We start from the raw sequence: 23,516 nt of genomic DNA on the forward strand, positions 1-23,516 counted from the left end.
ACGTTATTCGAGTTCCGCGCGCAACTGCACGATATGCTCCGGCCGTCCGCTGACGAGCAGCTTGTCCCCCATTAATAGATTGGTGTTGCCGTGCGGGATCAGATAGGAGTCGGAGCGGTAAATTCTTAGAATCAATACATTCTGCAGCATCGGCAGATCGCGCAGCAGGACATGGTCGTAGCTGCCGTTGCCAAGCACGATCTCGCCAGTGCTGTCGTTGTCGTGCGTGAACAGCTTGACCATGCTCGGCTGCTCAATCAGCGCGCGCAGCAGCGTCCGCGAGGCATGCAGCGTCGAGAAGACCGTGAACCCCTCGTGATGCAGCCGCTCGTACTTGGCCGGGTCCTCGGCCCGCACGACGATCCGCTCGCGCCCGCGCGAAAGCGCCTCGTGCGCCAGCGAGATGTTGGTCGCATCCTCCGCCGTGCCCAGCACGACGATATCCGACTCGAACAGGCCTTCTTCGTCCAGCACCTGCGTGTCCAGCGAGGCGACCAACTGCAGCGTATCGCCGGTCAGCAAAGGCTTGTCCTCCTCCTCCCGCGGGCGGCTGGCGGTATAGAGGCGGACGTCGTAGCCATGCTGCTTGAGATCGTTGACAATCGGCAGCGTCGTGTGATTGGCGCCGACGATGCCGATCGTCGTCGGCTTGCGCTCCAGCTTGGGGAAGACCTTGTTGAACAGTACCGGGAACACGACGCAGCTGATGACCGCGACGAGAATCAACGAGCCGTAGATGGAATCGTCAATGAGCCCCAGCTCCAATGCGATGGAGGCGGCAGCAATGACCAAGCTGAGCGTCGAGGAGAGCAAAAGCCCCGAGCCGAGCACCTGCGACCGGGCATACCAGCGCGAGAGCAGCAGCACCGGGAGCATTTTGGAGAGAAAAATAAACCCCAGGAGCACGGGAATGAACAGCAGCGTCTTCCAGTCCGACAGCAGGCTCCAAAGCTCCATCCGCACGCCGATCATCACGAAGAAGATCGGAATCAAAAACCCGTAGCCGAACGAGTCAAGCTGGTGCACAAATGTCTTGGACGGCCCAAGCAGCGACACAATCGCGCCCGCCAGAAATGCGCCCAATATATTCTCCACGCCCAGCCCCTCCGACATCACGACGAAAAGCAGCATCAGTGCGAACGCCGCCCGCATGCCGAGCTGAACGGTCGTGCCCTGATTGAACAGACGGATCATATTCGGAACGGCAAAGCGCTTGATCAGCAAATAAATGACGGCCACGACGACAAAAAAGAGCAGCAACAGCAGCATGCGGGACAAGCTGTGCGACTGGATGCTCGTGTAGACCGCCAGCAGAATCATCGTCACGAAATCCGAAATGACGGTGACAAGCAGCAGCGTCTGCCCAAGCTCCGTATCCAGCAGCTTCTTCTCCTTGAGCACCGGGACGACCACGCCGAGCGAGATAGTAGCGATAATGATTGTCATCAGATACGGATCCTCCGCCAAATGCATCTGGACCAGTCCGAGCGACAACACATAAGACAGCGCCAGAATGCCTGCAAACAGCAGGAGCGACACCGTCAGCGGCTTCGGCGCGTTGTTTTTGCCGCCGCTTTTTTTCGTAAACGCTTGGAAGTCGATTTCGAGGCCGCTCAAAAACATCAAATAGATGAATCCGAACAGCGACAGCAGCTCCAGCCAGGAGTCCTCGGTAATGAGATTGAAGCCGCTGTGACCCAGCGCCAGACCGGCAATAATCTCGGCCACCACCACGGGAAGGGCGCGAATCTTGAAATGGTGAAGCACAATGGGAATCAGGAACGCGACGATTACGACGATCATCAACGACATCAACGAACTGGAGCCGTGGTCCATGGCCTCTCTTTACCTCCTCGTACAAGGCGCATTTCGATGAAGCCCACTATAGCAGGAACCGGGACCCAGTTCAACAATAAAAATAAAAAAGCAGCCTGTCGGCTTGCGCCGCGGCTGCTGGTAAGATACATACTAGTTTAACATTTGATACGGAATCGGATCCTGCTTGCGCGTCTGCTCGATCCCATAGTTGACGCTGAGCGCTTCGTTCAGCTTGCGGCGCGCATCGACCTCGACGCGGTGATTGTTGTAGAACTTGATGCCTGCAAGCGCCATTACTTCCTTGACCGTCAATTCGACCGTAACCGTGCTGTCACCTTGCGGAATTTTGACCGTCGTATTCATGACTCATCACCTCGCAATTAAAGTAACCACTGCATTTCCAGTGGAGCCAAGAGCTGAAACGAGTGATAAAACGAAGCATCGATGTTGGAAATTCATTGATTTGGCTTGGTTTTAATATAACACATCATGTAAGGTGTGGCAAGAGAAAAATCACATTTTCTCAAATATTTTTTCCAGCTCCGCGACGGATTATTCCGACCGCTCGCTTGGCGCTTGGTCTCCTTTGCAGTACAATAAAGGAATGCACTGGTGCGGTGCGACGCACCGCACATCCGATCTGGAGGGAAGTCCATGACGCGATTGATCGAACCGGAGGCGTACGCAGCGCAATCGTCTCCGGTCATGTGGGATACGAAACGCTTCCATACCTGGAACTACGAAATGCGTCAAGCGTTCGGAGGCAAGGTGTTCAAGGTGATGCTCGACGCCGGCTTTACCTGTCCCAATCGCGACGGCTCCATCGCCGCGGGCGGCTGCACCTTCTGCAGCGCCCGCGGCTCGGGCGACTTCGCCGGCAGCCGGCGCGACGATCTGGTCACGCAATTCAACACCGTGCGCGACCGCCAGCACCGCAAATGGCCGCACGCGCAGTACATCGGTTATTTCCAGGCCTATACGAACACCTACGCCCCGCTGGAGACGCTGCGCGATTACTACGAGACCGTCCTGCGGCAGCCCGGCGTCGTCGGGCTCTCGATCGCGACGCGTCCCGACTGTCTGCCGGACGAGGTCGTCGACTATCTGGCCGAGCTGAACAGCCGCACCTATCTGTGGGTGGAGATGGGACTGCAGACCGTGCATGAATCGACCTCGCAGCTCATCAACCGCGCCCACGACACGCAGTGCTATCGCGATGCGGTCGCCCGTCTGCGGGCGCGCGGCATCCGGGTATGCGCTCATATCATCTACGGCCTGCCGCAGGAGACGCACGCGATGATGCTCGACACCGGGCGCGCGGTCGCCCGCATGGACGTGCAGGGCATCAAGATCCACCTGCTGCATCTGATGCGCAAGACGCCGATGGTCAAGCAATACGAAGCCGGTCTGCTGCGCTTCCTGGAAAGAGACGAGTATGTAGCGCTCGTCTGCGACACGCTCGAGCTGCTCCCGCCGGAGATGATTGTGCATCGTCTCACCGGCGATGCCCCGCGCGACCTGCTGCTCGGGCCGACGTGGAGCCTGCGCAAGTGGGACGTGCTCAATGCGATCGACGCCGAGCTCGTCCGTCGCGACACGTGGCAGGGCCGGCTGTGGGAGGACGGCTAGCATGGGCTTCCCCTCCGTCCTCGCCGCGGCGCGCGCCTGGGTCGCCCCGCGCCTGCAGCCGGGCGACGCGGCGATTGACGCCACGGCGGGCGGCGGCGTGGACACGTTGTTCCTCGCGGAGGCCGTCGGCGCGCGCGGCACCGTGTTCGCCTTCGACATTCAGCCCGGTGCGCTCGCGCTGACCGCGGCACGGCTGGAGCGGGCCTATGCAGGCCGCTCGGACAAGCCGGCAGTCCATCTGCTGCTGCAGAGTCACGACGCGATGCGCGAGGCCATCCCGCAGACGCTGCACGGCAGCGTCGCAGCCGCGATGTTCAATCTCGGCTACCTCCCGGGCGCCGATACGGACAAGCGGATTATCACGACCGCCGCTTCGACGCTCGCCGCTATGGAGGCGGCGCTCGACCTGCTGCGGCCAGACGGCGCCATTGCGGCGGTGCTGTATCCCGGCCATGCCGGCGGAGACAGCGAAGCGGAAGCCGTGCTAGACTGGGCGAGCGGCCTGCCGGGCGAGCGGGCGCAGAGCGTCTGCTACCGAATGCTCCAGAAGCCCGGCGCCCCCATTGCCGTCGGCATCGTCAAGCGCAGCCGTTAGCGAGCAGCGGGGCTGACAGGCGGGGCGAATGTGGGAATGCGTATGGCGGCCGCTGCAGAGATGCGTGTGACGGCAATGGGCAGCGCGGTTGCGTATGGCGGGACTCGCAGACATGGCGAATGCGGGCATGCGTATGGCGGCCGCTGCGCGGGATGCGTATCGCGGCGATGGGCAGCACGGCCGGGACTGGTCGTTGCTAGCCGGGTTGCGCGTGTCTCGTCCATTTGCTCGGAGCAGGCTGGGGACGGTCGCGAAAGCTCGTCTTCCTGTACCTAACGGACATTTTTGTCCGTTACCAATTTCAAGACAAGATGCGCAGATCCGCCTATGCGCCAATGCTTCCTTCATCAGCATCATGTAGTGAATACGAAACATTCTGACGCGAACCTCCAGCACCATGTAGTAAATACAAAGCATTCTGACATGAACATCCAGCATCCATGAAGTCAACACATCGTATTCATGCAGACGAAATGAATAAGACAGGAGCGAGCACAATGAGCATTAAACCTTATCCGCTGCAATTCAAGCCGGAAATGAAAGAACGGGTGTGGGGCGGCCGGGCGCTGGAGCGCTTTGGGCTGGAGCTGCCTCCGGGCGCGATCGGCGAAGGCTGGATGATCGGCGATCACCCCAACGGCACGACCAAGGTTATGAACGGCGAACTCGCCGGACTCGGCCTCGACGAGGTCCGGGCGCAGTACGGTGCGGAGCTGTTCGGCAGCCGCGGCCATCGGCCGGACGGCGGGCGCTTCCCATTGCTGATCAAGCTGCTGGATTGCAACGACGACCTCTCCATTCAGGTGCATCCGACAGACAGCTACGCCAAGCTGCCCCCGGGCGAGCTCGGCAAGACGGAGATGTGGTACATCGTGGACGCCAAGCCCGGCGCGACGATCATCTACGGCCTCAAGGACGGAGTCGACCGCGCCGCGCTGGAGGCCGCGATCGCGGAGGGGCGCATCATGGACGCTCTGCAAGAGGTGCCGGTCAAAACCGGCGACGCCTTCTATATTCCGGCCGGGACGGTGCATGCGCTGCGCGCAGGCGTCGTCGTCGCCGAAATTCAGCAGAATTCGGACACCACCTACCGGCTCTACGATTACAATCGTCCGGGACTGGACGGCAAGCCGCGCGAGCTGCACATCGAGGATTCCCTCAACGTCATGGCCTACGAGGGCGCCGGCGCGACCCGAACCGATACGAGCAGCGCGGTCGCGGGCGAATGGCTGGAGATTGCCCGTTCGCCGTATTTCGTCGTCGAGAAGGGCGTCGTCGAGCAGCCGTGGCCGCTTGAGACGCGACCGGAGAGCTTCGTCATTCTCGTCGTCGCCGCCGGCCGCGGCGAGCTCGCTTGGGACGGCGGCCGCCAGCCGGTCGAGGCCGGGCAGTGCTTCCTGCTCCCCGCCAACCTCGGCGCTTACACGCTGAGCGGCGCCATGACCGTCCTGCGCAGCGAGCTGCCGCAGTAGTTCTCGAGCATCGTACTGACACGCTGACGCGTTCAAAATGCGGGCATTTCCCGGCATGTGTTTCGTATTACGACAAGAGCGTGGCCAACCGGCCACGCCCTTTTTATTCCTGTTTATATTTATCCTTCAGAATGCCCGAGGCGATCCCGGCCCCCACCATAAGAATCAATGGACCGAAGTTCCACAAGAAGCTGCCCCCGTAAAGCGAGACGTCCAGCGAGGTGGTTTTGGTAAGCAACAAGACAATTAACTTAAAAACGAGTAGACCAACGCCAATCAAAAATACAAAATCAATCGTCATTTTTATTTTGGGATAGGCCAGTTGTTTGCTATCCCTGATGACCTGTTTCGTCAATGCATCATCACTCCTCAGCAGTTCATCGATTGTAAGCTGGAACAAATCGCTGATTTTCATAATGATTTCAATGCTCGGGTAATTCTGATTGTTCTCCCACTTCGATACCGATTGACGACTGACAAACAGCTTTTCAGCGAGTTCTTCTTGAGACCAGCCCTTCTTATCGCGTTCGGCTTTTAGCTTTTCACCAAAAATCATTCCAGCAACTGCCTTTCTTAAACAAGATGTGTTCATTATGATACGACTCCCTTCAATCGTAAAGCACAAATGCGTTGCATCCGGACGCAACCCCGGGTTGCGCGACGCATCTAACGGTTGCCACAGCGGTTAATTAGCCCAAAAAAGTGCCGATTGAGTTGTAACGGTTGCCACAGGTCTTATTTTCTTGAATTCAATCAAAAAAACGCGATCGAAGCCAAATAAGCGCTGTGGCAACCGCTAGACTAGAAATCGCCTGAAATCGATCGAAATAAGCGCGCTGGCAACCGTTAGCGTTGCAGAGTCCGTTTGCCCACTTGGTAATTATCGGTCTTAGGATATTTCGTGAAGGATCCTTGGCCGGATCATTCGCTGCACAAGATTTTCGCCTGAAAAGTAGTAAGCCGGTCTGGTGAGATTTGTCGGTTTGGCGAGAGTTTTCGGAGCGTTTTTCGGAGCGTTTTTGGTAAGCATAGTTGTTGGATGATTCCTAAAAAAACAGGCGCTTCGGGCATCCCCCGGCGCCTGTTTTTTATTCTTTTTTGCTCGGCTATTCGTCTGCTCTACACCGCGCTATCCTTCTGATTGCTACTCTCCTGCCCGCCCCTCTATTCCAACGCAACCTCCGCACCGCGGCGGGCGCTCTCGTAGATGCCCTCGATCAGCGCGACGCTGGCCCGTCCGGCGTGGCCGTCGACGGCCGGACGGCCGCCCTGCTCCAGCTCCGTCAGCAGATCGGCGAGCTGCAGCCGGTGATACTGGTGGCTGATGCTGAGCGGATCAGCCGTACCGCCGTAGTGCCCGCTCGAGTCCGCAGCCGGCTCGGGGATGTCCGGCACGGACCAATGCACGATGTCGGGTCCCGCCAGCTTGACGGCGCCGCGCTCGCCGTACAGCGCGAGCCCGGCGGCAAAGCCGGGCTTCATCGCAGTCGAGGCCAGGATCGTGCCGAGCGCGCCGCTCTCAAACGTCACAATTGCGCTGCCGATGTCCTCCGCCTCCATCCGGTGGGCCAGCGTCGCCGTCTTGCCGATGACGCTGCGCGCCGGCCCCGCCAGCCACAGCAGCAGGTCGATCGAATGGATGCCCTGATTCATCAGCGCCCCGCCGTCCTCGGCCAGTGTGCCGCGCCACGGCGCGCTGTCGTAATAAGCCTGATCGCGGTAGAACGGCACCGACACCTCCGCCATCAGCAGCCGCCCGAGCGCGCCCTCGTCCAGCAGACGCTTGATCGCCTGATGCTGTGGCTCGTACCGGCGCTGGGAGATCACCGCGAGCGTGCGCCCGCGCCGCTCGGCCTCCTCGATCATGCGCGCCGCTTCGGCGGCCCGCATGGCCATCGGCTTCTCCACGAGCAGGTGCTTGCCCGCGCGCAGCACGTCCATGCCCAGCTCGGCATGACTGCCGCTCGACGTCGCCACGATGACCAGCTCCAGATCCTCGCGCGCCAACAGCTCCTCATGGCTGCTGGCCCATTCGCAGCCCTCGCGCTCCGCGAGCGCCCGCGCCTTGTCCGGCGTTCGGCTTGCGACTGCGGTCAGCCGCGCATTGGGCAGCTCGTCGATCGCCCGCACGTGAAATTCTGCGATCCCGCCGCAGCCAATCAATCCGATGTTCCATCTCTTCACACAGTTCACGCTCCTTTGCTTGGCAACCGCCGCCGGGCCGCAGACTAGAGCCGGACCGGCTTGCCCGTCTCGCGGCTCTCATTGGCTGCTTCGATGAAGCGGACAATCGCCGCCGTCTGCTCCAGCGGCACGTCTGCCTTGCCCTGGCGGAACAGCGTCATGATTGACTCCAGCAGGCTGGCATAATAAGGCTTGCCGCCGCCGATCGTCACGTGCCGCGTGCCTCCGGTGCGATGCAGCAATGCGCCGAAGGTGTTGTTGCCGCTGCGGTTGCCGCGCAGCGTGCCGAGCCGGCCGTCGGCCCAGCGCCCGACGACGAGCTCGTGCGATTCCTCGCGGACGGCCGTCACCTCGACGCAGGCCGCACCGAGCGCGGCGAACAGCAGCTCGGTCGTATGAATGCCGTACCAATACAGCCCCGGCTGGGTCGGCTGCAGCGCCAGCGGGCCGTAGCTGTCGATGCCCGTCAGCTCGCCGTCGTCTGCGTCGCTCAGCGCCTCGGTGAATGTCTCCGCGTAGCGCAGCGACGAGCAGCTCATCAGGGGCACGCCGTGCTCCTCGGCCAGACGAAGAATCTGCGCCGCGTCCCTCGAGCTGACGGCGAACGGCTTGTCGATGAAGACCGGCTTGCCATAGCGCGCCAGCCGCTCGAACTGCTGCGGATGGACGCGCCCGTCCACCGAGGTCAGCAGCACGGCGTCGCACGCCTCGGCCACCGCCTCGATCCGATCTTCGATGCGTGCGCCGTAGCTGCGGATCTTGTCCGTGTAATCGGCGATGCGCGAGTAGCTGAGCTCAAAATCGTCCGAGCCGCCCGGATAGGCCGCCACGAGCTGTCCCCCCGGGACGTGATGCGGATTATCCGGATTGGCGAGCAGCTCCGCAAAGGCCGGAGCATGCGAGGTATCCAGGCCGACGAGGCCGATGCGCAAGGGTGCTTGATTCAATGGATCGTCACTCCTTCATAGATATTCGATGTTGTTCGCAGACCTCCCGCCACAGCCGCTCGGCGAGCTGCTTGAGTCGTATCGCCTGCTGCTTGCGATCGGAGATCTCCAGGCCATAGCAGGATTCGATCGCATAGTCGGCGGGCCCCAGCTCCGCGACAAACGGCAAGCGGTCGCCGGGACGCGCGGTCGTCAGCCAATGCTGCATGCCGCGCCTCCACCAGCAGGCGAAGCGCTCGAGATGAGCGGCGCCTGCTGCCGTGCTGATATCGATCTGAATCTGCTGTCCGTTGGACACCCGGGCATGGATGCTGGACGTGCGGGCCAGCAGCCGCTCGATGAGCCGTTCCGCCGCTTGGGAAGAGGTGCCCAACTCGCCGGCCACTACATAATGGGAGAGGTCGATCGTCAGGCGGAGATCCCGCACCTGCTCCACATACGCGGCCGTGCGAATCAAGTCCTGCGTGATGCGGCCGCGATGCGTCTCGACATAGCAAGGCAACCCCTGCGCCTTCGACTCCTCGCACAGCTCCTGCAGCAGGTGGACGGCCTCTTCGCCGACGACGAAGGCATCGGCGACCTGAGCGTTGACGTAGGCGGCCCCCAGTTCCCCGGCACGCCGCAGCGTGTCCGCCAGCTCGGCGCGCGTCGCCGGGAAGGCCTGCACGCCATAGCTGAAGCGGTACTGCGCCAGATGAGCGCGCCACGCTTTGGCCGCCTCCGCTCCTTCCGGGATTCGGGCCAATACGCCCGTGAACCCTGCCTCGGCCATCCATTCCAGCTTGTGCTCCGCGCTCCACGGCGCTCGGCTGCTGCCGAGCCGATCCATCGCCCACCACGATTGCTGGACATCCAGATTGTTTAGCGACGGGAACGGCGCTTGCGGCTGTTGCTGCCCGGTTCCGGCTTCCATGTCCGATCACTCCTTTGCGTTAACTTTGATAGATGTGCGGATTCTGTCTCCGGCACGCCTCCATCACCTGCATCTGCACGCGCACCTGCTGCGGCGTGATCTCCAGCGGCGCTCCCTCGACGAGCGCACGGTACAGCATGTGATAGAGCTGCTCCGTCATCGCGTCGAAGGCGCTCAGGCCGCGCGGATGCGCAGGTGCTTCCCAGGTCGCTGTGCGCCACGGCAGCGTCTCGCTGCAATAGGCCGGCTTGCCGTCCGCATTGAACAGCGGCTCGCGCGTGAGCTGCTGCTCGGGCGCCTCGGCCTCGTCGAAATAGCGCCATTCCAGCTTGGTGCCGCTGCCGTGCAGTCCGCCGCGCGTCCCCTGGATGACGAACGGCTCGCCCGGGAAGGCGCTGCAGGACGAGATCTCCAGGTCGATCAGCGGCCGGCCCTCGCCATGCAGCAGCAGCTTGACATAGTCCTCGGCATCGCCGAACGTATTGGCGCGATCCATCTTGCACAGCACCTGCGGCATCGCGTCGCCGCCGAACAGCTGCAGCGCCTGATCGAGCGGATGCGGACCGGTGTTCATCAGATTGCCGCCGCCCTTCTCCTGCAGCGTCTGCCAGTCCCAGCGGCGGGCGAATCCGCTGACCGTAATATCAATCTGCACGATGCGACCCAGCACGCCGGAATCGATGATGCGCCGAATCTCGGTAAAAGCGGCCGCGTAGCGCGAATTCTGGAACACAGCCAGCAGCTTGCCAGACCGCTCGGCGGCTGCGATCAGCGCGTCGACCTCCTCTACGCTGCGCGCCAGCGGCTTCTCGCAGAGCACATGGAAGCCGCGCTGCAGCAGCTCGAGCGAGATCGAATAGTGCAGCTCGCTCGGCGATGCGTTGACGATCAGATCCAGCTGCGGCTCGGCCGCCGCCATTTCCTCCCATGTCGCATACGCCCGGCAGCCGAACTCCTGCTCCGCGAGCTCGCGCCGCGAGGCGATGCCGTCCGCGACGGCGGCGATCCGGTAATGGTCCTGCAGCTGATGCACGAGCTGCGCGTGAATGTTGCGCCCGCTTCTTCCTTGTCCGATGATGCCGACCTGCACGATCTGCTTGCTCAACTCATCCACCTCGTCTCCCGTAATAGTCGTTCCTCGTGACAACCGGCTCGCGCTGCGCTTGCTCGCAACGGTTGCACATCTTCGTGACAACCGGCTCGCGCTGCGCTTGCTCGCAACGGTTGCACATTCTTCGTGACAACCGGCTCGCGCTGCGCTTGCTCGCAACGGTTGCACGTTAATACTAACCATATCAACCGGAGATTGAAATATATTGACGATTTTTGGACAAGGTTTGACCGATTGGTCGGCTCTGCGCCTGGCCTGGGACGGCTCAGCGCGCGCGCAGGGCGGAGGGCGCCACGCCGCGGTAACGCTTGAATTGGCGGCTGAAGTAGTACACGTTGCTATAGCCGAGCGCCGCCGCGGTCTCGCTGACGTTCATGCCGTAATGGCGCAGCAGCTGCTCCGCCCGTGCGATCCGCACGCCGATCACGAACGCCTCCACCGTCTGGCCGCTATACGCGCGGAAGCGGCGGGAGAAGTACCGCGGCGACAGGCGCGCACGGTCGGCCAGCGTCTCCACCGAATGCGGCGCGCTCGGGAACTGGCGGACGTAGCGCATTACCTCCCGCATCGTCCGCGCGAGCGAGCGGGAGCGTTCAGGTCGCGGGGCAGGCTCCTCCTGCGGCTGCGACGTCTCGCGCCGCAGCTGCAGCAGCAGCAAGCCGAGCAGCAACCGCGCCTCGCTGCGCCTGCCCGCGTCCATCGCCTCCACATAGCGGGTCAGATCGCCCTCGAAGGCAGCCCGCTCCTCCACCTCGTATCGGATCGGGCCATCCAGGTGTGCCGCGCTTCCCTCCGGCGGCGCGATCCGGAAGTGGATGTACGAGACCGTCAGCGGCCGCGCCGGATCATGCGCACCGCGCGTCTCGTCGCCCGGACGCAACAGATAGCAGCTGCCGGGCCCGACGCTGCGCACCTCGCCGCAGCGCTCCAGCTCGCCTGCGCCGCTCCATACGTACCACAGGTCCCAGTCCGCGAAGGGACGACCGCGCGTATCCCACTTCCAGTCCCGCTCGCAATACACCTTGCCGTAGCATTCGCCCGGCTCCAGCCAGTCCGCGCTCCACGTCTCCACCGGTCACCCTCTCCTTCCGATTCAAGCGTCAAATGGGATAAAAATGATGCGCGATCGTGAATGGCCCCTCTCCCCAAACTGCGCTACGCTAAGAGCAGCAATCCACTATAGGGAGGAACTTGTCGATGTCAAAATCATTCATGGGTCTGGCGCAATGGGATAAAATCGGGCTGTCCGTCGCCGAATCGGCGCGGCGCCTGCACCGCATCGGCTATCTCGACCGGCAGGCGATGCGCCTGTCGGCGGGCCGGATGATCGGCTGTCCCGAGTATGAAATCAAAGGCGCGCTCGCGCGCCACGTCTGGCTCGATGCCGTCCACCACGATCAATTGCGCAGCCGCTGCCGTCAGCTGCGCATGAGCAGCGCCGCCTTCGACAAATGCCCCGCGCCGCTGCTCGAGCGGATGATGGACGGCGTGCACGATGCCCCGGGCACGCTGGCGCTGCTGCAGGCGCTCTTCGAAGTCGTCAAGCCCGCCCAACTCGCTGCGATCCGTCGTTATCTGGACGAGGCCCAGCCGCTCGTCGATTGGCCGACGCGCGACCTGCTGCGCCACCAGCTGCTCGACCGCGAGGACCAGCTCGCCTGGGGACGCGAGGCGATCGCCGAGCTGCGCGCCGACGCCACGCAGGAGGAGTGCGCCGCGGCCGATCGCTATGCCGATTGGCTGGACAAGGTGCTCGCGGCCACCGGCGGCGTCGACGGGCTCGACACATCCGCAGGAGACGCGCATACGCGCGCACAGGGTCCGGGCAGCGCCGACCATGGCGGCGGCCCCGGCGGCGGCGCGTCTGCCGATGTTCCGGACCTCGCGCTCCCCGAGCGGCCGGAGGCGCCCGCCTACACCTTGCCCGACAAGGGCGTGCGCGACGCGCGCTTTACGACGTCGCCGATCAAGTTCGAAGGGCTCGACTTCCCCGACAGCGACGAGGGCCGCTTCAAGATGATGCTGTACTCGCGTTATTTCGAGATGTCGCCGGCCGAGGGCGTGGCCTATGTGCTCTACGAGGCCAAGGGCGGACCGTGGGCCTTCTGCCTCGACACGGCGCGCCATCTGTGGGACGAGGTGCGGCATGCGTGGTTCGGCGAAGCCGCGCTGCGCAAGCTGGGCTACGACGTCTACGCCGCCCCGAACTGGACCGGATTCTACGAGGTCTGCCGCCACGAGCTCGGAGCCGACGACGCTTATCTCCATCTGACCATCGCCATCGAGCAGGCGGCCATGAAGTACCCGCCGGGCAAGCGCGAGGAATGGGAATTCGCCCGCGACGTCGCCCGCGATCCGCTCATGACGACCTTCCAGGACTTCGATTGGGCCGACGAGGTCATGCACGCGGGCTTCGGCAAAAAATGGGTCGTCGACACCCGCTACGGCGGCAATACCGGACAAGCGATCCGCGAGGGCGACGACACCTGGGCGCGCCGTCAGCGCTATCTGGAACGGCGCGGCGGCGCCGGCGCCCCGGGCCGCGGCGGCGCCGGGGATTACTGAAGCCGCGGGGAAACCACCTACAGCGCCTTGCGCATGAGGATGTAGCGACGCCAGGGCGCGTAGCCGAGCTTGGCGTAAAAATCAGCGATCGGCGTGGCGTCGATGACGATCTCCGAAATGCCGCGCCGGCGCAGCATGCTGATCCCGGCAAGCACCAGCTTGGCGCCGTAGCCGCGGCCGCGGCACGCCTCGTCGAGTCCGAGCGGGCCGACGCCGCCGAGCTCGGAGGCGAACAGCGGCGCCCAGTACACATTTTGCGCCAGCACAGGCGACTGGCCGTCGTTGATCCGGCAAAAACCGATGATCTCGCCCGCCTCCTCCATCAACACGTATTCCCGTCCCGTGCCGCCGTCCTGCCAATATTGGCGAGCCGCATAGTCCCAGCGCCCGGGAAAGCAACGCGCCATGAACGCCGTCAGGCGCGCGCTGTCGGCCCGTGTCGCCAGCCGCACGGTCACGCCCTCCGGCGTATACGGCGCGACCGGCTCGCCCGCGCCATAGCTGCGCTGCATGTCCCGCAGCTCGCCGCATGGCGCATAGCCGCGCGCCTCGAACCACTTGCGCACGGCCGCATCCGGCTCGGGCGCGCCCGGCAGACCGGGGAAGAGCCGCTTGTGCAGATCGTTGCCGAGGTCGACGGTGCGCGCGCCACGGGCGCGCAGCGCCTGCTCGGCCAGCTCCAGCAGCCGCCCGCCGATGCCCCGTCCGCGCCAATCGCGCGCCACGAGCAGCGCATGGATCCAGCCCTGGTCGGCCGGGAAGCGGCCTTCTGCGTCCGGGTATCCCGCACCGTCTTGCCACAGCTTGGCCACGACGAACGCGATCAGCTCGCCGTTCGGACCGCAGACGGCCAGCGTCCCCTCCTGCAGCAGGTTCGGATCGTCGTGCCAGCTCTGGCGAAGCAGCCGCTCGCGCATCGGGAAGGCTTCCCCCAGCTCGCTTGCGTTCCATAGCCGGCAAGCCTCCGGGACATGCGCCCGGCTGAGCGGCACCGGCGGCATCGTCGCTTGCTTCATCGCTCCTCGTCCTCCTCTAGCCTCTGTATTCGCCGGGCGTGCGCCCGGTATGTTTTTTGAACAGCTTGGTGAAGTAGCTCTTGTTGTCATAGCCGAGCCGCTCCGCCACCTCGTCGACGCTGAGCGGCGTCTGCTCCAGCAGCTCCTTGCCGCGCTCCATCTTCGTCAAGGTGACGTAGTGGATAAAGTTGTACCCGGTTTCTTTTTTGAATAAGCGGCTGAAGTAGCTGGCGTTGATGTGCAACAGCGCCGCGACCTCCTCCAGCGTCATTTTTTTGTCCAGATGGCGTTCGACGTGCTGCTTGGCGCGCAAAATTTCGGAGCGCCGCGACTGGCTGTGGATCCGCTGCACGATCGGCAGTCGGTCCCGAAAAAATTGCGCCGTCCACTCGCGCAGCTCGCCCAGCGTATCCAATTGGGCGACCGTCTGATGCAGCGCTTCAATGGAATAGCTGGCGGGATACTGCTCGAGCGCCAGCAAGCGCACCTGATTGTCGTACAACATTTTGAGCGTCCATTCCTTGACCAGCTGCGGCGGGTAGCGCCCCCGTCCGATGCGCTCGAACCAGCCCTCCAGCAGACGCAGCAGCTCCGGCTCATCCTCCTCCATAAAAGCGGTGCGAATCTGACGCGAGGCCTCCGGATAATGGACGAAAAGGTCCTCCTGCGTATACATCTCGGCCTCCGCTTCCTCGACGGTGCCGCCGGGCGAAACGTAGAAGCGCAGCTCGCGCGCCAGCAGCAGCCGCTGCATCGCCCGGCCCAGCACAAGGTTGACGCCGGTCGGACGAGCGTATACAAAGGTCGGCATCAGAGGAGCGCCGGCCTCGTGCACGGCCTGACGGAGCTGCGCGATCGCACCCAGCAGCTCCGTGCGGACCGCCTGGCCCGGCATCGCAGCGACGGGCAGCAGCGCCACCATCTCGCGGGCGCTGTAAGGCAGTAGCAGCGCCTCCGGCAGGAGACGCGCCAGCGCAGCCGCGGCCCGCTCCAGCGCGTACGCCGCATGAGGCGCATCGGTCACACCATCCGCCTGGGCCGACTGGGGCTGCCGCGCTTCCGGCTGTGCGGCGCTGCCGCACACCAGCACCGGCGCCAGCTGCCGGTCGGTACAGTCGACGCCGGCCGCCTCGAGCGACTGCTCACACTCGGCATCGCTGAGCGGCTCGTGCACGAGCCGCCGCAGCAGCTGCTGGCGGCGCTGCAGCATGCCGAGCTCGCTGCCGGTCTTCCAGGCTGCGATCTGCGCGGCTGCTTCTTCCTCCTGTACGAGCTCGCAGCGGAGTCGGCGCAGCAGCTCTGTCAGCTCGGCCGCCCGCATCGACTCCTTGAGCACGTAGTCGTACACCTTGAGCTTGACTGCCCGCTGCGCATGGCCGAAGTCGTCCATACAGGAGAGGATGACGACACGCAGCTCTGGCTTCAGCGCCTTGAGCGCTTCGATCAGCTCCATGCCGTCCATCTGCGGCATGCCGATATCCGTGACGACGATATCCGGCATTTCCGCACGCGCGCACTCCAGGGCGATGCGTCCGTTTTTGCACGTTGCGTGGAGCTCGAGCCCGAGCGAAGTCCAGGGGATGGCCGCGCGCAAATAATCCAGCACCGGCTTGTCGTCATCGACCAGCATGACCTTCTTCATGCGCCCCGCCCCCTTTCGCCGCTTGTTTCTCCGGAATGACCAGACTGACCTTCGTCCCGCTGCCCGGCACGCTGTCGATATCGATCTGAAAGCGCTCGCCGTACAGCAGCTGCAGCCGTTCGTAAATGTTGTACAAGCCAAAGCTGGTGAAGGCGGTCTCCGCCTCGCGCCGATCGGCGTAGCCGATCAGCTCGGCGCGCAGCCGCTGCAGCGTGGCCTCGGGCATCCCCGCACCGTCGTCCTCGATTTCGATCGTGACATAGCCTTGATCGAGCCAGGCCGAGATGGCGATCGTCCCGCCCTCCTCGCCCAGTCCGTGAATGTACGCATTCTCGATGATCGGCTGCAGCAAAAAGCGGGGAACGAGTGCCGGCAGACTGTCCGAGGCGGCGTCCACGCGAAGACGCACCTCGTCGGACTGGCGGAAGTTGAGCAGGTCGACGTATTGGCGCACGATCTGCAGCTCCTCATGCAGCGGCGCATAATCGTCGCTGCGCTGGATTGTCATGCGCAGCAGGCGCGACAGCGCCCCGATCAGCTCCGCATTCTCCTCGTCGCCGCGCATCAGTACGCGCAGCCGGATCGAATTGAGAATGTTGAAGAGGAAGTGCGGATTAATCTGCGCCTGCAGCATCGCCAGCTCGGCCCGGCGCTTCTGCGCCTGCTCCAGCGTAATCTGGTCGATCATCCACTCGACGCTGTCGAGCATGCGGTCGAACGAGCTCGCGAGCTGGCCGACCTCGTCGGTGCCGACCAGATTCGAGCGTACGCCCAGATCGCCGTCGCGCACGCGCGTGGCGACGCGGCCGAGCATGACGACCGGCTTGGTGAACTGGCGCACCATGTAGATGAACAGGAGCAGGAACAATCCGACTGCCGCGATCTGGATCGCCAGACTGAGCGTATAGACGGAATTGAAGCGGTCGAGCGCCGCGCGATAGGGTGTGAGGCTGACGAGCTGATAGCCGTTGTACGGCATCGGCCGGCTGCTCACCAGCAGCTCCTCCTGATCACGCCAGACGACCTCCGGCTCGTCGCGCAGCAGCGCTTCCGGATAACCGAAGACCGCGCCCGCCTGCTCCGGCTCCCGGCCGATGAGCACAGTGCCCTCGCGATCGAGCAGCAGCATCTCCTGTCCCGTATCCGCAGTGCCGAAGATCTCGCTGAGCCGGCTCCCGCCCAGACTGACGAGCATATACGCATACGGCGTGCCCGAAGGCAGGCGGAGGGTGCGCGCCATCGTCACCAGATGCGGATCGTCGCTGCTGTCCGCCACCATGCGGTTGGCCGTGGTCCCGACCCAGTACAGCTCATAGGTCGGCAGCTCGCGCACCGCCTCCATCCACGGCTCGTCCAGCATGGACGAAGGATCAAAGCCGTGGTACTGATAGCTGGCGAAATATTGCCCTTCGCTGGTCAGCAGCGTGATATAGAGCTTATCCGTCATGGCGGCCAGATTCTCGAGATTTTTATTGATCTCGTCGTAGGCCAGCACAGTCTCGGCCGAATCCGGCAGACCTTGTCGCCTGTCCTGCCATACCTCCTTGAGCGTGGACGTAATGGAGGAATCGAATAGAATGTAGTTGGAAATCAGGATCATGGTGTTGAAGAAATTCGAGATGTACAGATCGGTCTGCTCCAGCGATTTGCGCTCGGCCTCCATCACCTGCGTGCGCACCATGCCGGAGGTGAGAGTGTTGCCGACAATCAGCGTCACGAGCGAAGGCAGCAGCAAACAGAGCACCGAAGCCAGAATCAATTTTTGCCGCAAACCGAGTTTGCCGCGCGGAAACATGCCGCACATCCCTTCCGTGCAAACGTCCTCCCGGCCGAAACGGTAAAAAGCACCCGCCCTTGCACCCGCTTCAGGAGCGCAGGGGCGTCCCGGACGGGTGGAGCGGATGCTGCGTGTCAGGCCCGGCCCGAGCTGGAGCGCCGCACATTTGCTGCTATTAGTTTACCACATCGCAGGCGCCGGCAAGCGCGACGCGTCGCGTCTTTTTGCTAATGGAATGCAGCCTGAGCCAATGCTGCGTAAATGCTGCTGCGTTGCCTTCGGTTGTTGCTTCCGGTTGTTGCCTCCGTTTGTTGCCTTCGCTTGCTGCTTTCATCTCTGTCTTTGTTGGTCCGGCCGCTGCTATTCGTTGGCGTCCACGATCTTTTGCAGCTCTGCCGCGGCGTTGGCCACTGTCGTCTCCAGATCCTGCTGCCCGAGGATGTATTTCTCCGCCTCCGACGTATACGCCGTCTCCAGATCGCCCTGATAGGTCGGCGGAATGTTGAGCGCAGCGGACTTGCTGTTTTTCATGAAGTACGTCAGCGAAGCCTCGTCGATGAACTCCGGATTCGGCACCTGCGCTTTGACCGCGCTAATGTACTGGTCCGTGTCCTGCTGCTTCCATGCCGAGTACTCCTGCTTGACCTGCATCCCTTCCGTTGTATACCAGCGGAGGAAGTCGTAGGTCTCTTGCTTGTTCTCGGACTTGTCCAGGATGCCGACGAAGTTGCCGTTGGCCAGGCTGTAGCCGGACGGATCGCCTGGCGCATTGGACGGCAGCGGCGCGAAGGCCGTCGTGAACGACGCCGGGAATTCTTCCGTGCCGCCGGCGGCCGAGATCATCCAGCTGCCGGTAATGATCATTGCCGCTTGTCCGGTGAAGTACACCGGGCGGTACGCCAGCTTTTGCGAGATCGTGTCTGCGTACGGCACCGCGCTCTTGTCCACATGCTCCGCCTGATGGCGCAGCTCCAGCGATGTCCGAATTTGCGGGCTGTCGACGTTGAGCACACCGTCGTTGACCAGACCGTTTTTCTCCGGCTGGTTCATCAGACCGAGGAACCAATACATCGGCCACGTGTGGAAGAAGGTGCCGTAGGTTTTGCTCGGGCCTTCGCCTGCCGTGAGCGCCTTGGCGTATTCCAGGAATTCCGTCCAGGTCCACTCGGTCGGCACCTCCAGCCCCGCCGCGTCGAGCTTGTCCTTGTTGAGCAGCACGAAGTAATTCTCCAGCGTGGCCGGCAGCGCGTAGTACGTGCCGTCGATCGACGTGTCGGTGACGTATTCCGCCCCGTAGTCGAGTCCTTCGCCTTCGATCAGCTCGTTGAGCGGCGCCAGCAGATTGAGTCCGGCGCGCTTGGAATAATCGGTGACACCGGGCAGCATGATCGCGTCGATGTCTTCGCCGGATGCGATCAGCAGGTCCAGCTTTTGCATGCCGGCCACCGAATCCTCATTGTCCACGAGCTCGATGTACTCGACTGTGACCCCCGGATGCTCCGCCTCGTAGGCCTCCAGGATCGGCTCGATCGTATCTGCGAGCGACCACGAAGCCATGCGGATGACCGTTTCTTCCCCGCCGGTTGCCGCGTTATCCCCGGATGCGGATTCGCCTCCGGTGTTTTGTCCGTTCCCCCCGTTGCCCCCATTGTCCGCATTGCCGTTGTTCGACGAGCCGCATGCGCTCAGCAGACTCGCCAGCATTGCGATCAAGACCACCATCGTTACAGACGCTCTCTTCATTGCTCTTCCTCCCCGATCTTTAGTGGCCTAGCACGCGCTTTAGAAGTGCGGTGAAGCTGGTTCGTGAAGCTGTCTTCATTTTAGCATTTGGGGATTTTTTTATAAGGATACACATTTGACTATATTAAAAAAATATTTACAAATTATCTGACAACCGGCGTCAGCTAATTGACACCACTTTGCTGTCCCTTGCACGCCAGGGCGACCGTTGAGCAGTTCTATCCCTTAAGGCCGCCGAAGCTGATGCCTTCGATGACCTGCTTTTGCCCGATGATGAAGACGACGAGCAACGGGATGATCGCGGATACCGACGCAGCCATGATCAATGCGTAAAAGGAGCCGTTGCGATCCGCAAACGAATACATGCCGAGCTGAATCGTGTACAGCGTCTTGTCACTTAGAAACAAAAACGGCGTCTGGAAATCGTTCCACGTCCATATGAATCGCAAAATGCCGTACGTAGCCAAGGCCGGACGAGCCAGCGGCAAGGTGATGCGCATGAAGCGTGTGAAATGACCGGCGCCGTCCACCTGCGCGGACTCCAGGTATTCGTTGGAGATGCCCTCGAAAAACTGGCGCAGCAAAAATGTGCCAAGCACGCTGAAGCCGCCGAGCAGGATCAGACCCGCGTGCGTATCGTACAGGCCCATCCAGCGATAGATGACAAACAGCGGCACATGCGTGGCCTCCGGCGGAATCATGTAGGTCGCCAGTACAATCAAAAAGAGCAGGTTGCGGCCGCGAAAGCGAATTTTGGTGAATCCGTAGGCCGCCATCGCCGAGACGAGCACGGACAGCAGCGTCGTCAAAACCGCTACTTGAATCGAATTCCAATAATAAAGCACAAAATCGACCTTGCCTGCCCAGACGTTGGTGTAGTTCTCAACGAGGTTCCAATTGTTCGGAATCCACTGAATCGGGTACGTGAACACCTCGAGCTCGGGCTTGAACGAGGCCGACAACATCCAGATAAACGGCAGCAGGAAGACGAGGCCGAGCAGCAGCAGCAAAGCGGTCGTCAGCACCCGCCTTAGCCGGTAAGCGGTTTTATTCGTACCTGCAGCAATGCGCTCCATCAGTAATTCACCCACTTTCGCTGGCCGATCCATTGGATCAATGTAATGAGCAGGATGACGGCGAACAGCACGACCGCCATCGACGACGCATAACCGGTGCGCAGATTCACGAAGCCCTCCGTGTACATATCATAGGCGATGACCGTCGTCGACTTGACCGGTCCGCCGTCGGTGAGCACCTTGATGAGCGCGAACGACTTGAAGTTGCCGATCAGCCCGGTGATGAGCAGGAAGAATGTCGTTGGCGTGAGCAGCGGGAAGGTGATGTGCTTGAATTTTTTCCAGCTCGTCGCCCCGTCAATCTCCGCCGCCTCGTACAGATCGGCGGGGATGTTTTTGAGCCCGGCGATGTAGATGATGAGCGCCACGCCCATGTCGATCCAGACCATCAGCATGAGCACAGAGGTCAGGGCGTAGGACGGATCGGCCAGCCACTTCGGCGGCTCGGCGATGCCCAGCGCCATCAGCATGCTGTTGACCGGCCCGTAGGACGGATGGAACAGCACCTGCCAGACGACGGCGACCGCGACGATGCTGGAGATATGCGGCATGAAGAAGATGACCTTGAACAGACCGGGCGTATAGACGCGCGTCGTAATGACGACTGCCAGCGCCAGCGCCAGCGTCATGCCGACCGGCACTGACAGCAGCAGCACCAGATTATGCACGAGTGAATTCGCAAAGGCATCCGTCGCGAACAGACGCGCGAAATTGCCGAAGCCGTCGAAGCGAATGGTTTCGATCCCGGTGACAAACGACCAGTCGGTCAGACTCAGACCGAAGGAGAGCAGCATCGGGACGAGGGTAAAGATCAGGACGCCGACCAGCATCGGGCCTGTGAACAAGTAGCCGGCCAGCATCTCGCGGCGCCTGCGGGCCCGGCCGGACCTACGCAGCATTACCGCCTCTTGCTTGTCGATCGCTTGAATGTCCGCCACCTCCGCTTCGTATGGATTGTATGATGCTATCATTATAAAAAAAACGGCCCTCCCGCGTAAGGCAGGAATCTGACCGGTTTGGAATTTTTTTTACCAAGGCGAAACAGGAATCACCGTTTAAATAGTGATTCCTGTTTCGTTCCGCGAAATCGAGCGGCTCTTCCTGCGGGTGGAACGCAGGATATGCTCGATTTCAAGGCGAAGCCAGCATCGCCCTTTTTTATGGCGATACTGGCTTCGTTCCGCGAAATCGAGCGGCTCTTCCTGCGGGTGGAACGCGGGCCTTCCCCCGCCCATAACGTTACTTTCTACCTCTATTGCTCGTCCGCCGCGCCGACCGCGTACGCCCGCGCCATCCTATATGCTCGAAATCCCGCCTATTCCCGCCGCTGGAGCGGATTCCGCCGTCCAACCTCGTATTTTACGCTTATTCCCGCCGCTGGAGCGAATTCCACCGTCCAACCTCGTATTTTACGCTTATTTCCGCCGCTGGAGCAGGATTCGGCCGTGCAGCCGCACTCCCCAAAATCATATAAATGCTATCTACTCAAAAAATAGAGTAGGCGCATGCCAATGGCATGCGCCTCTCACAGAACCGTACGTGCGGGTCGTCGCATACGGCTCCTCCGTGATTATCCCCTTTGGGGGTGTTGTTCATCGTAAAGATCTGCCAAGCTGCACAGACCGAGTTCCTTAAACCATTGGTTGGGCATCGCATAGTGTGCGTGTTGGCAGTTAGAATTCCGCCATGCGGTCATTCGGATGGTAGGCAGCTCGCCTCGCCATCCTCTTCTTCGCATTTCGCGCAGCATTTTTCTCGCTTTTCTCCAGCTTCTCATTTGCACCATGCGTAAGCGTCTGCGAATCCATTGATCCAGCGCTCGAAATGACCCTTTTACATCTCCACTGCCAAAGTAGTTGCCCCACCCTCTTAGATAAGGGTTCAGCTTCTTCTTGATCAGCAGTTCGATGTTTACCGTCTGGTTCCGCCGCGTGATCTCTTTTGTTCGCTCCTTGAACTTCTTCATCGCTTTTATTGCGGGTCGCATCCGGTGGCCTGGTGTGAACTCATGCCCTAGGAAAACGAACGACTCTTCCTGATGGTTCACGATTTTCGTTTTCGTCGGATGCACCTTCAGCCCTAGTTCCGTCTCAAGCAGCTTTGTGATATGTCCAAGCACGCGCTCTGCTCCTTTTCGGGACCGGCAACAGATAACGAAGTCGTCCGCGTAGCGCGTCATCCGATGGCCTCTTGCTTCCATCCTTTCATCCAGCGGGTGCAAGTAGATGTTTGCCAATAGCGGACTACATACCCCGCCTTGCGGGCTTCCGAGGTCACTGGCTTGGACCACCCCATCTTCCAACACGCCGGCTTTCAGGAAGCTTTCGATCATCCATAGCACACTGCCATCCACGATCTCTTCTCTCACCTGCTCCAGGAGCCGTTCATGCGGGATCATGTCAAAGTAGCTTTTCAGGTCGGCGTCGATCACGTACCGATACCCTGCCATCAGGTCTGCTCGGATCGTCTCCAATGCCATGTGCGCACTGCGCCCTGGACGGAATCCGTAGCTGCGCTCGCAAAATTTCTGCTCAAAGATCGGTTCAAGTACACGTTTTAGCGCGGCTTGCGCTACTCGGTCTCCCACGGTAGGTATGCCTAGCGGTCGCTTGGAGCCATCCTCTTTCTGGATGTACTTCCGTCTCACGGGCTTCGGGGTGTAGCTCTTGCTTCGCAGGGCGGTTTGAAGGACTCTTAAGTTGTCCTCCAACTTCGATTCGTAATCCTTGATGGTCACGTTGTCCACACCCGGCGCTCCCCGGTTCCTCTTGACCGCTTTGAAGGCTTCCTCCAGGTTTGGCATCGCCCAGATTTTATCCATTAGGCTATACCATTTGCGTTTCTTCGCTTCCTTCACTCCCACACGCAAGCTCCTCTTCGTCTTTTCCTTGCTGGTGTCTGGTTCTTCCACTTGGTTTAGTCCTGCGGGTAGCCGTAAAAAAAAAAAAACGGCAGTCAGTCCCTTCCTTCGTGTACTCCCTCAGCTCGCCTACCCTTTTGTTCGGCGTCGGTTCTTCGCACTTCCTGG

The 23,516-nt window shown here is 61.6% G+C and carries 20 protein-coding genes; 5 read left to right on the plus strand and 15 right to left on the minus strand.

Features of this window, described 5'->3' with window-relative positions:
- Positions 1-3: 3 nt before the first annotated feature.
- Together IDH44_RS03465 and IDH44_RS03470 are read right to left on the minus strand one after the other, a co-directional pair.
- Positions 4-1,836 (minus strand): cation:proton antiporter domain-containing protein, encoded by a 1,833-nt coding sequence (locus tag IDH44_RS03465; RefSeq protein WP_223869342.1) that lies wholly within the window; start codon positions 1,834-1,836, stop codon positions 4-6.
- A 132-nt stretch (positions 1,837-1,968) separates the two neighbouring features.
- Positions 1,969-2,181, minus strand: coding sequence for a hypothetical protein (locus tag IDH44_RS03470; RefSeq protein WP_190914733.1), 213 nt, complete (start codon positions 2,179-2,181; stop codon positions 1,969-1,971).
- A 291-nt stretch (positions 2,182-2,472) separates the two neighbouring features.
- On the opposite strand from IDH44_RS03470, the gene IDH44_RS03475 reads away from it, so the two are divergent.
- From IDH44_RS03475 to IDH44_RS03485, 3 genes are all read left to right on the plus strand, one after another.
- Positions 2,473-3,447 carry a TIGR01212 family radical SAM protein gene (locus IDH44_RS03475; protein ID WP_190914735.1) on the plus strand — a complete coding sequence of 325 codons (975 nt, stop codon included), beginning with the start codon at positions 2,473-2,475 and terminating at the stop codon, positions 3,445-3,447.
- Position 3,448: 1 nt separating this feature from the next.
- Entirely contained in the window at positions 3,449-4,042 is a 594-nt protein-coding gene (locus IDH44_RS03480; RefSeq protein ID WP_190914737.1) for a tRNA (mnm(5)s(2)U34)-methyltransferase, read from the plus strand.
- Between the two features lie 497 nt (positions 4,043-4,539).
- Complete coding sequence (locus IDH44_RS03485; RefSeq protein WP_190914739.1) at positions 4,540-5,514, plus strand: type I phosphomannose isomerase catalytic subunit; 975 nt, start codon at positions 4,540-4,542, stop codon at positions 5,512-5,514.
- A 103-nt stretch (positions 5,515-5,617) separates the two neighbouring features.
- Here the strand turns inward: IDH44_RS03485 and IDH44_RS03490 are convergent, their stop codons facing one another.
- The 6 genes from IDH44_RS03490 to IDH44_RS03515 form a co-directional block, all read right to left on the minus strand.
- Complete coding sequence (locus IDH44_RS03490; protein ID WP_190914769.1) at positions 5,618-6,070, minus strand: helix-turn-helix domain-containing protein; 453 nt, start codon at positions 6,068-6,070, stop codon at positions 5,618-5,620.
- A 608-nt stretch (positions 6,071-6,678) separates the two neighbouring features.
- Positions 6,679-7,698, minus strand: a complete 1,020-nt coding sequence (locus tag IDH44_RS03495) for a Gfo/Idh/MocA family protein (RefSeq protein ID WP_190914741.1) — start codon at positions 7,696-7,698, stop codon at positions 6,679-6,681.
- A gap of 44 nt (positions 7,699-7,742) precedes the next feature.
- On the minus strand, positions 7,743-8,645 hold the full coding sequence (locus tag IDH44_RS03500; RefSeq protein ID WP_190914743.1) for a Gfo/Idh/MocA family protein: 903 nt from the start codon (positions 8,643-8,645) through the stop codon (positions 7,743-7,745).
- Between the two features lie 7 nt (positions 8,646-8,652).
- Entirely contained in the window at positions 8,653-9,558 is a 906-nt protein-coding gene (locus IDH44_RS03505) for a sugar phosphate isomerase/epimerase family protein (protein WP_190914745.1), read from the minus strand.
- 19 nt (positions 9,559-9,577) lie between these two features.
- Complete coding sequence (locus IDH44_RS03510; protein ID WP_223869343.1) at positions 9,578-10,663, minus strand: Gfo/Idh/MocA family protein; 1,086 nt, start codon at positions 10,661-10,663, stop codon at positions 9,578-9,580.
- Positions 10,664-10,934: 271 nt separating this feature from the next.
- Entirely contained in the window at positions 10,935-11,741 is an 807-nt protein-coding gene (locus tag IDH44_RS03515; RefSeq protein ID WP_190914748.1) for a helix-turn-helix domain-containing protein, read from the minus strand.
- Between the two features lie 125 nt (positions 11,742-11,866).
- Here IDH44_RS03515 and IDH44_RS03520 point away from each other — a divergent pair, with 125 nt between their 5' ends.
- The gene (locus IDH44_RS03520; RefSeq protein WP_190914750.1) at positions 11,867-13,234 is read left to right on the plus strand and encodes a hypothetical protein; all 1,368 of its coding nucleotides are present in this window, start codon (positions 11,867-11,869) and stop codon (positions 13,232-13,234) included.
- Positions 13,235-13,251: 17 nt separating this feature from the next.
- Here IDH44_RS03520 and IDH44_RS03525 read toward each other — a convergent pair whose 3' ends face one another.
- The 6 genes from IDH44_RS03525 to IDH44_RS03550 all read right to left on the minus strand — a co-directional run bounded on the left by IDH44_RS03525 (position 13,252) and on the right by IDH44_RS03550 (position 21,387).
- A complete protein-coding gene (locus tag IDH44_RS03525; protein ID WP_223869344.1) occupies positions 13,252-14,250 on the minus strand; it encodes a GNAT family N-acetyltransferase in 999 nt (332 codons plus the stop codon).
- Between the two features lie 16 nt (positions 14,251-14,266).
- Positions 14,267-15,892, minus strand: coding sequence for a response regulator transcription factor (locus IDH44_RS03530; protein WP_190914753.1), 1,626 nt, complete (start codon positions 15,890-15,892; stop codon positions 14,267-14,269).
- Positions 15,867-17,663 (minus strand): cache domain-containing sensor histidine kinase, encoded by a 1,797-nt coding sequence (locus IDH44_RS03535; protein ID WP_190914754.1) that lies wholly within the window; start codon positions 17,661-17,663, stop codon positions 15,867-15,869. The genes IDH44_RS03530 and IDH44_RS03535 overlap by 26 nt, the downstream gene beginning before the upstream one ends.
- Before the next feature lie 366 nt (positions 17,664-18,029).
- Entirely contained in the window at positions 18,030-19,412 is a 1,383-nt protein-coding gene (locus IDH44_RS03540) for an ABC transporter substrate-binding protein (RefSeq protein ID WP_190914756.1), read from the minus strand.
- A 218-nt stretch (positions 19,413-19,630) separates the two neighbouring features.
- Entirely contained in the window at positions 19,631-20,488 is an 858-nt protein-coding gene (locus tag IDH44_RS03545; RefSeq protein WP_190914758.1) for a carbohydrate ABC transporter permease, read from the minus strand.
- Positions 20,488-21,387, minus strand: coding sequence for a carbohydrate ABC transporter permease (locus IDH44_RS03550; protein ID WP_190914773.1), 900 nt, complete (start codon positions 21,385-21,387; stop codon positions 20,488-20,490). Before IDH44_RS03550 ends, IDH44_RS03545 begins: the two co-directional genes overlap by 1 nt.
- Positions 21,388-21,609: 222 nt before the next feature.
- Here IDH44_RS03550 and IDH44_RS03555 point away from each other — a divergent pair, with 222 nt between their 5' ends.
- Positions 21,610-21,984 carry a hypothetical protein gene (locus IDH44_RS03555; RefSeq protein ID WP_190914760.1) on the plus strand — a complete coding sequence of 125 codons (375 nt, stop codon included), beginning with the start codon at positions 21,610-21,612 and terminating at the stop codon, positions 21,982-21,984.
- A 74-nt stretch (positions 21,985-22,058) separates the two neighbouring features.
- Here the strand turns inward: IDH44_RS03555 and ltrA are convergent, their stop codons facing one another.
- A complete protein-coding gene (ltrA, locus tag IDH44_RS03560; protein ID WP_317890099.1) occupies positions 22,059-23,345 on the minus strand; it encodes a group II intron reverse transcriptase/maturase in 1,287 nt (428 codons plus the stop codon).
- Positions 23,346-23,516 lie beyond the last annotated feature (171 nt).

This window comes from Paenibacillus sabuli (assembly GCF_014705605.1).
Lineage (GTDB): Bacteria > Bacillota > Bacilli > Paenibacillales > Paenibacillaceae > Paenibacillus_D > Paenibacillus_D sabuli.

Bases quoted from the DNA above. Each gene is read 5' to 3' on its own strand.
- IDH44_RS03525 (WP_223869344.1), bottom strand. From the start codon at position 14,250: ATGAAGCAAGCGACGATGCCGCCGGTGCCGCTCAGCCGGGCGCATGTC.
- IDH44_RS03530 (WP_190914753.1), bottom strand. From the start codon at position 15,892: ATGAAGAAGGTCATGCTGGTCGATGACGACAAGCCGGTGCTGGATTAT.
- IDH44_RS03520 (WP_190914750.1), top strand. From the start codon at position 11,867: ATGTCAAAATCATTCATGGGTCTGGCGCAATGGGATAAAATCGGGCTG.
- IDH44_RS03505 (WP_190914745.1), bottom strand. From the start codon at position 9,558: ATGGAAGCCGGAACCGGGCAGCAACAGCCGCAAGCGCCGTTCCCGTCG.
- IDH44_RS03540 (WP_190914756.1), bottom strand. From the start codon at position 19,412: ATGAAGAGAGCGTCTGTAACGATGGTGGTCTTGATCGCAATGCTGGCG.
- IDH44_RS03465 (WP_223869342.1), bottom strand. From the start codon at position 1,836: ATGGACCACGGCTCCAGTTCGTTGATGTCGTTGATGATCGTCGTAATC.
- IDH44_RS03485 (WP_190914739.1), top strand. From the start codon at position 4,540: ATGAGCATTAAACCTTATCCGCTGCAATTCAAGCCGGAAATGAAAGAA.
- IDH44_RS03550 (WP_190914773.1), bottom strand. From the start codon at position 21,387: ATGCTGCGTAGGTCCGGCCGGGCCCGCAGGCGCCGCGAGATGCTGGCC.
- IDH44_RS03545 (WP_190914758.1), bottom strand. From the start codon at position 20,488: ATGGAGCGCATTGCTGCAGGTACGAATAAAACCGCTTACCGGCTAAGG.
- IDH44_RS03470 (WP_190914733.1), bottom strand. From the start codon at position 2,181: ATGAATACGACGGTCAAAATTCCGCAAGGTGACAGCACGGTTACGGTC.
- IDH44_RS03480 (WP_190914737.1), top strand. From the start codon at position 3,449: ATGGGCTTCCCCTCCGTCCTCGCCGCGGCGCGCGCCTGGGTCGCCCCG.
- IDH44_RS03555 (WP_190914760.1), top strand. From the start codon at position 21,610: ATGCTCGATTTCAAGGCGAAGCCAGCATCGCCCTTTTTTATGGCGATA.
- IDH44_RS03475 (WP_190914735.1), top strand. From the start codon at position 2,473: ATGACGCGATTGATCGAACCGGAGGCGTACGCAGCGCAATCGTCTCCG.
- IDH44_RS03490 (WP_190914769.1), bottom strand. From the start codon at position 6,070: ATGATTTTTGGTGAAAAGCTAAAAGCCGAACGCGATAAGAAGGGCTGG.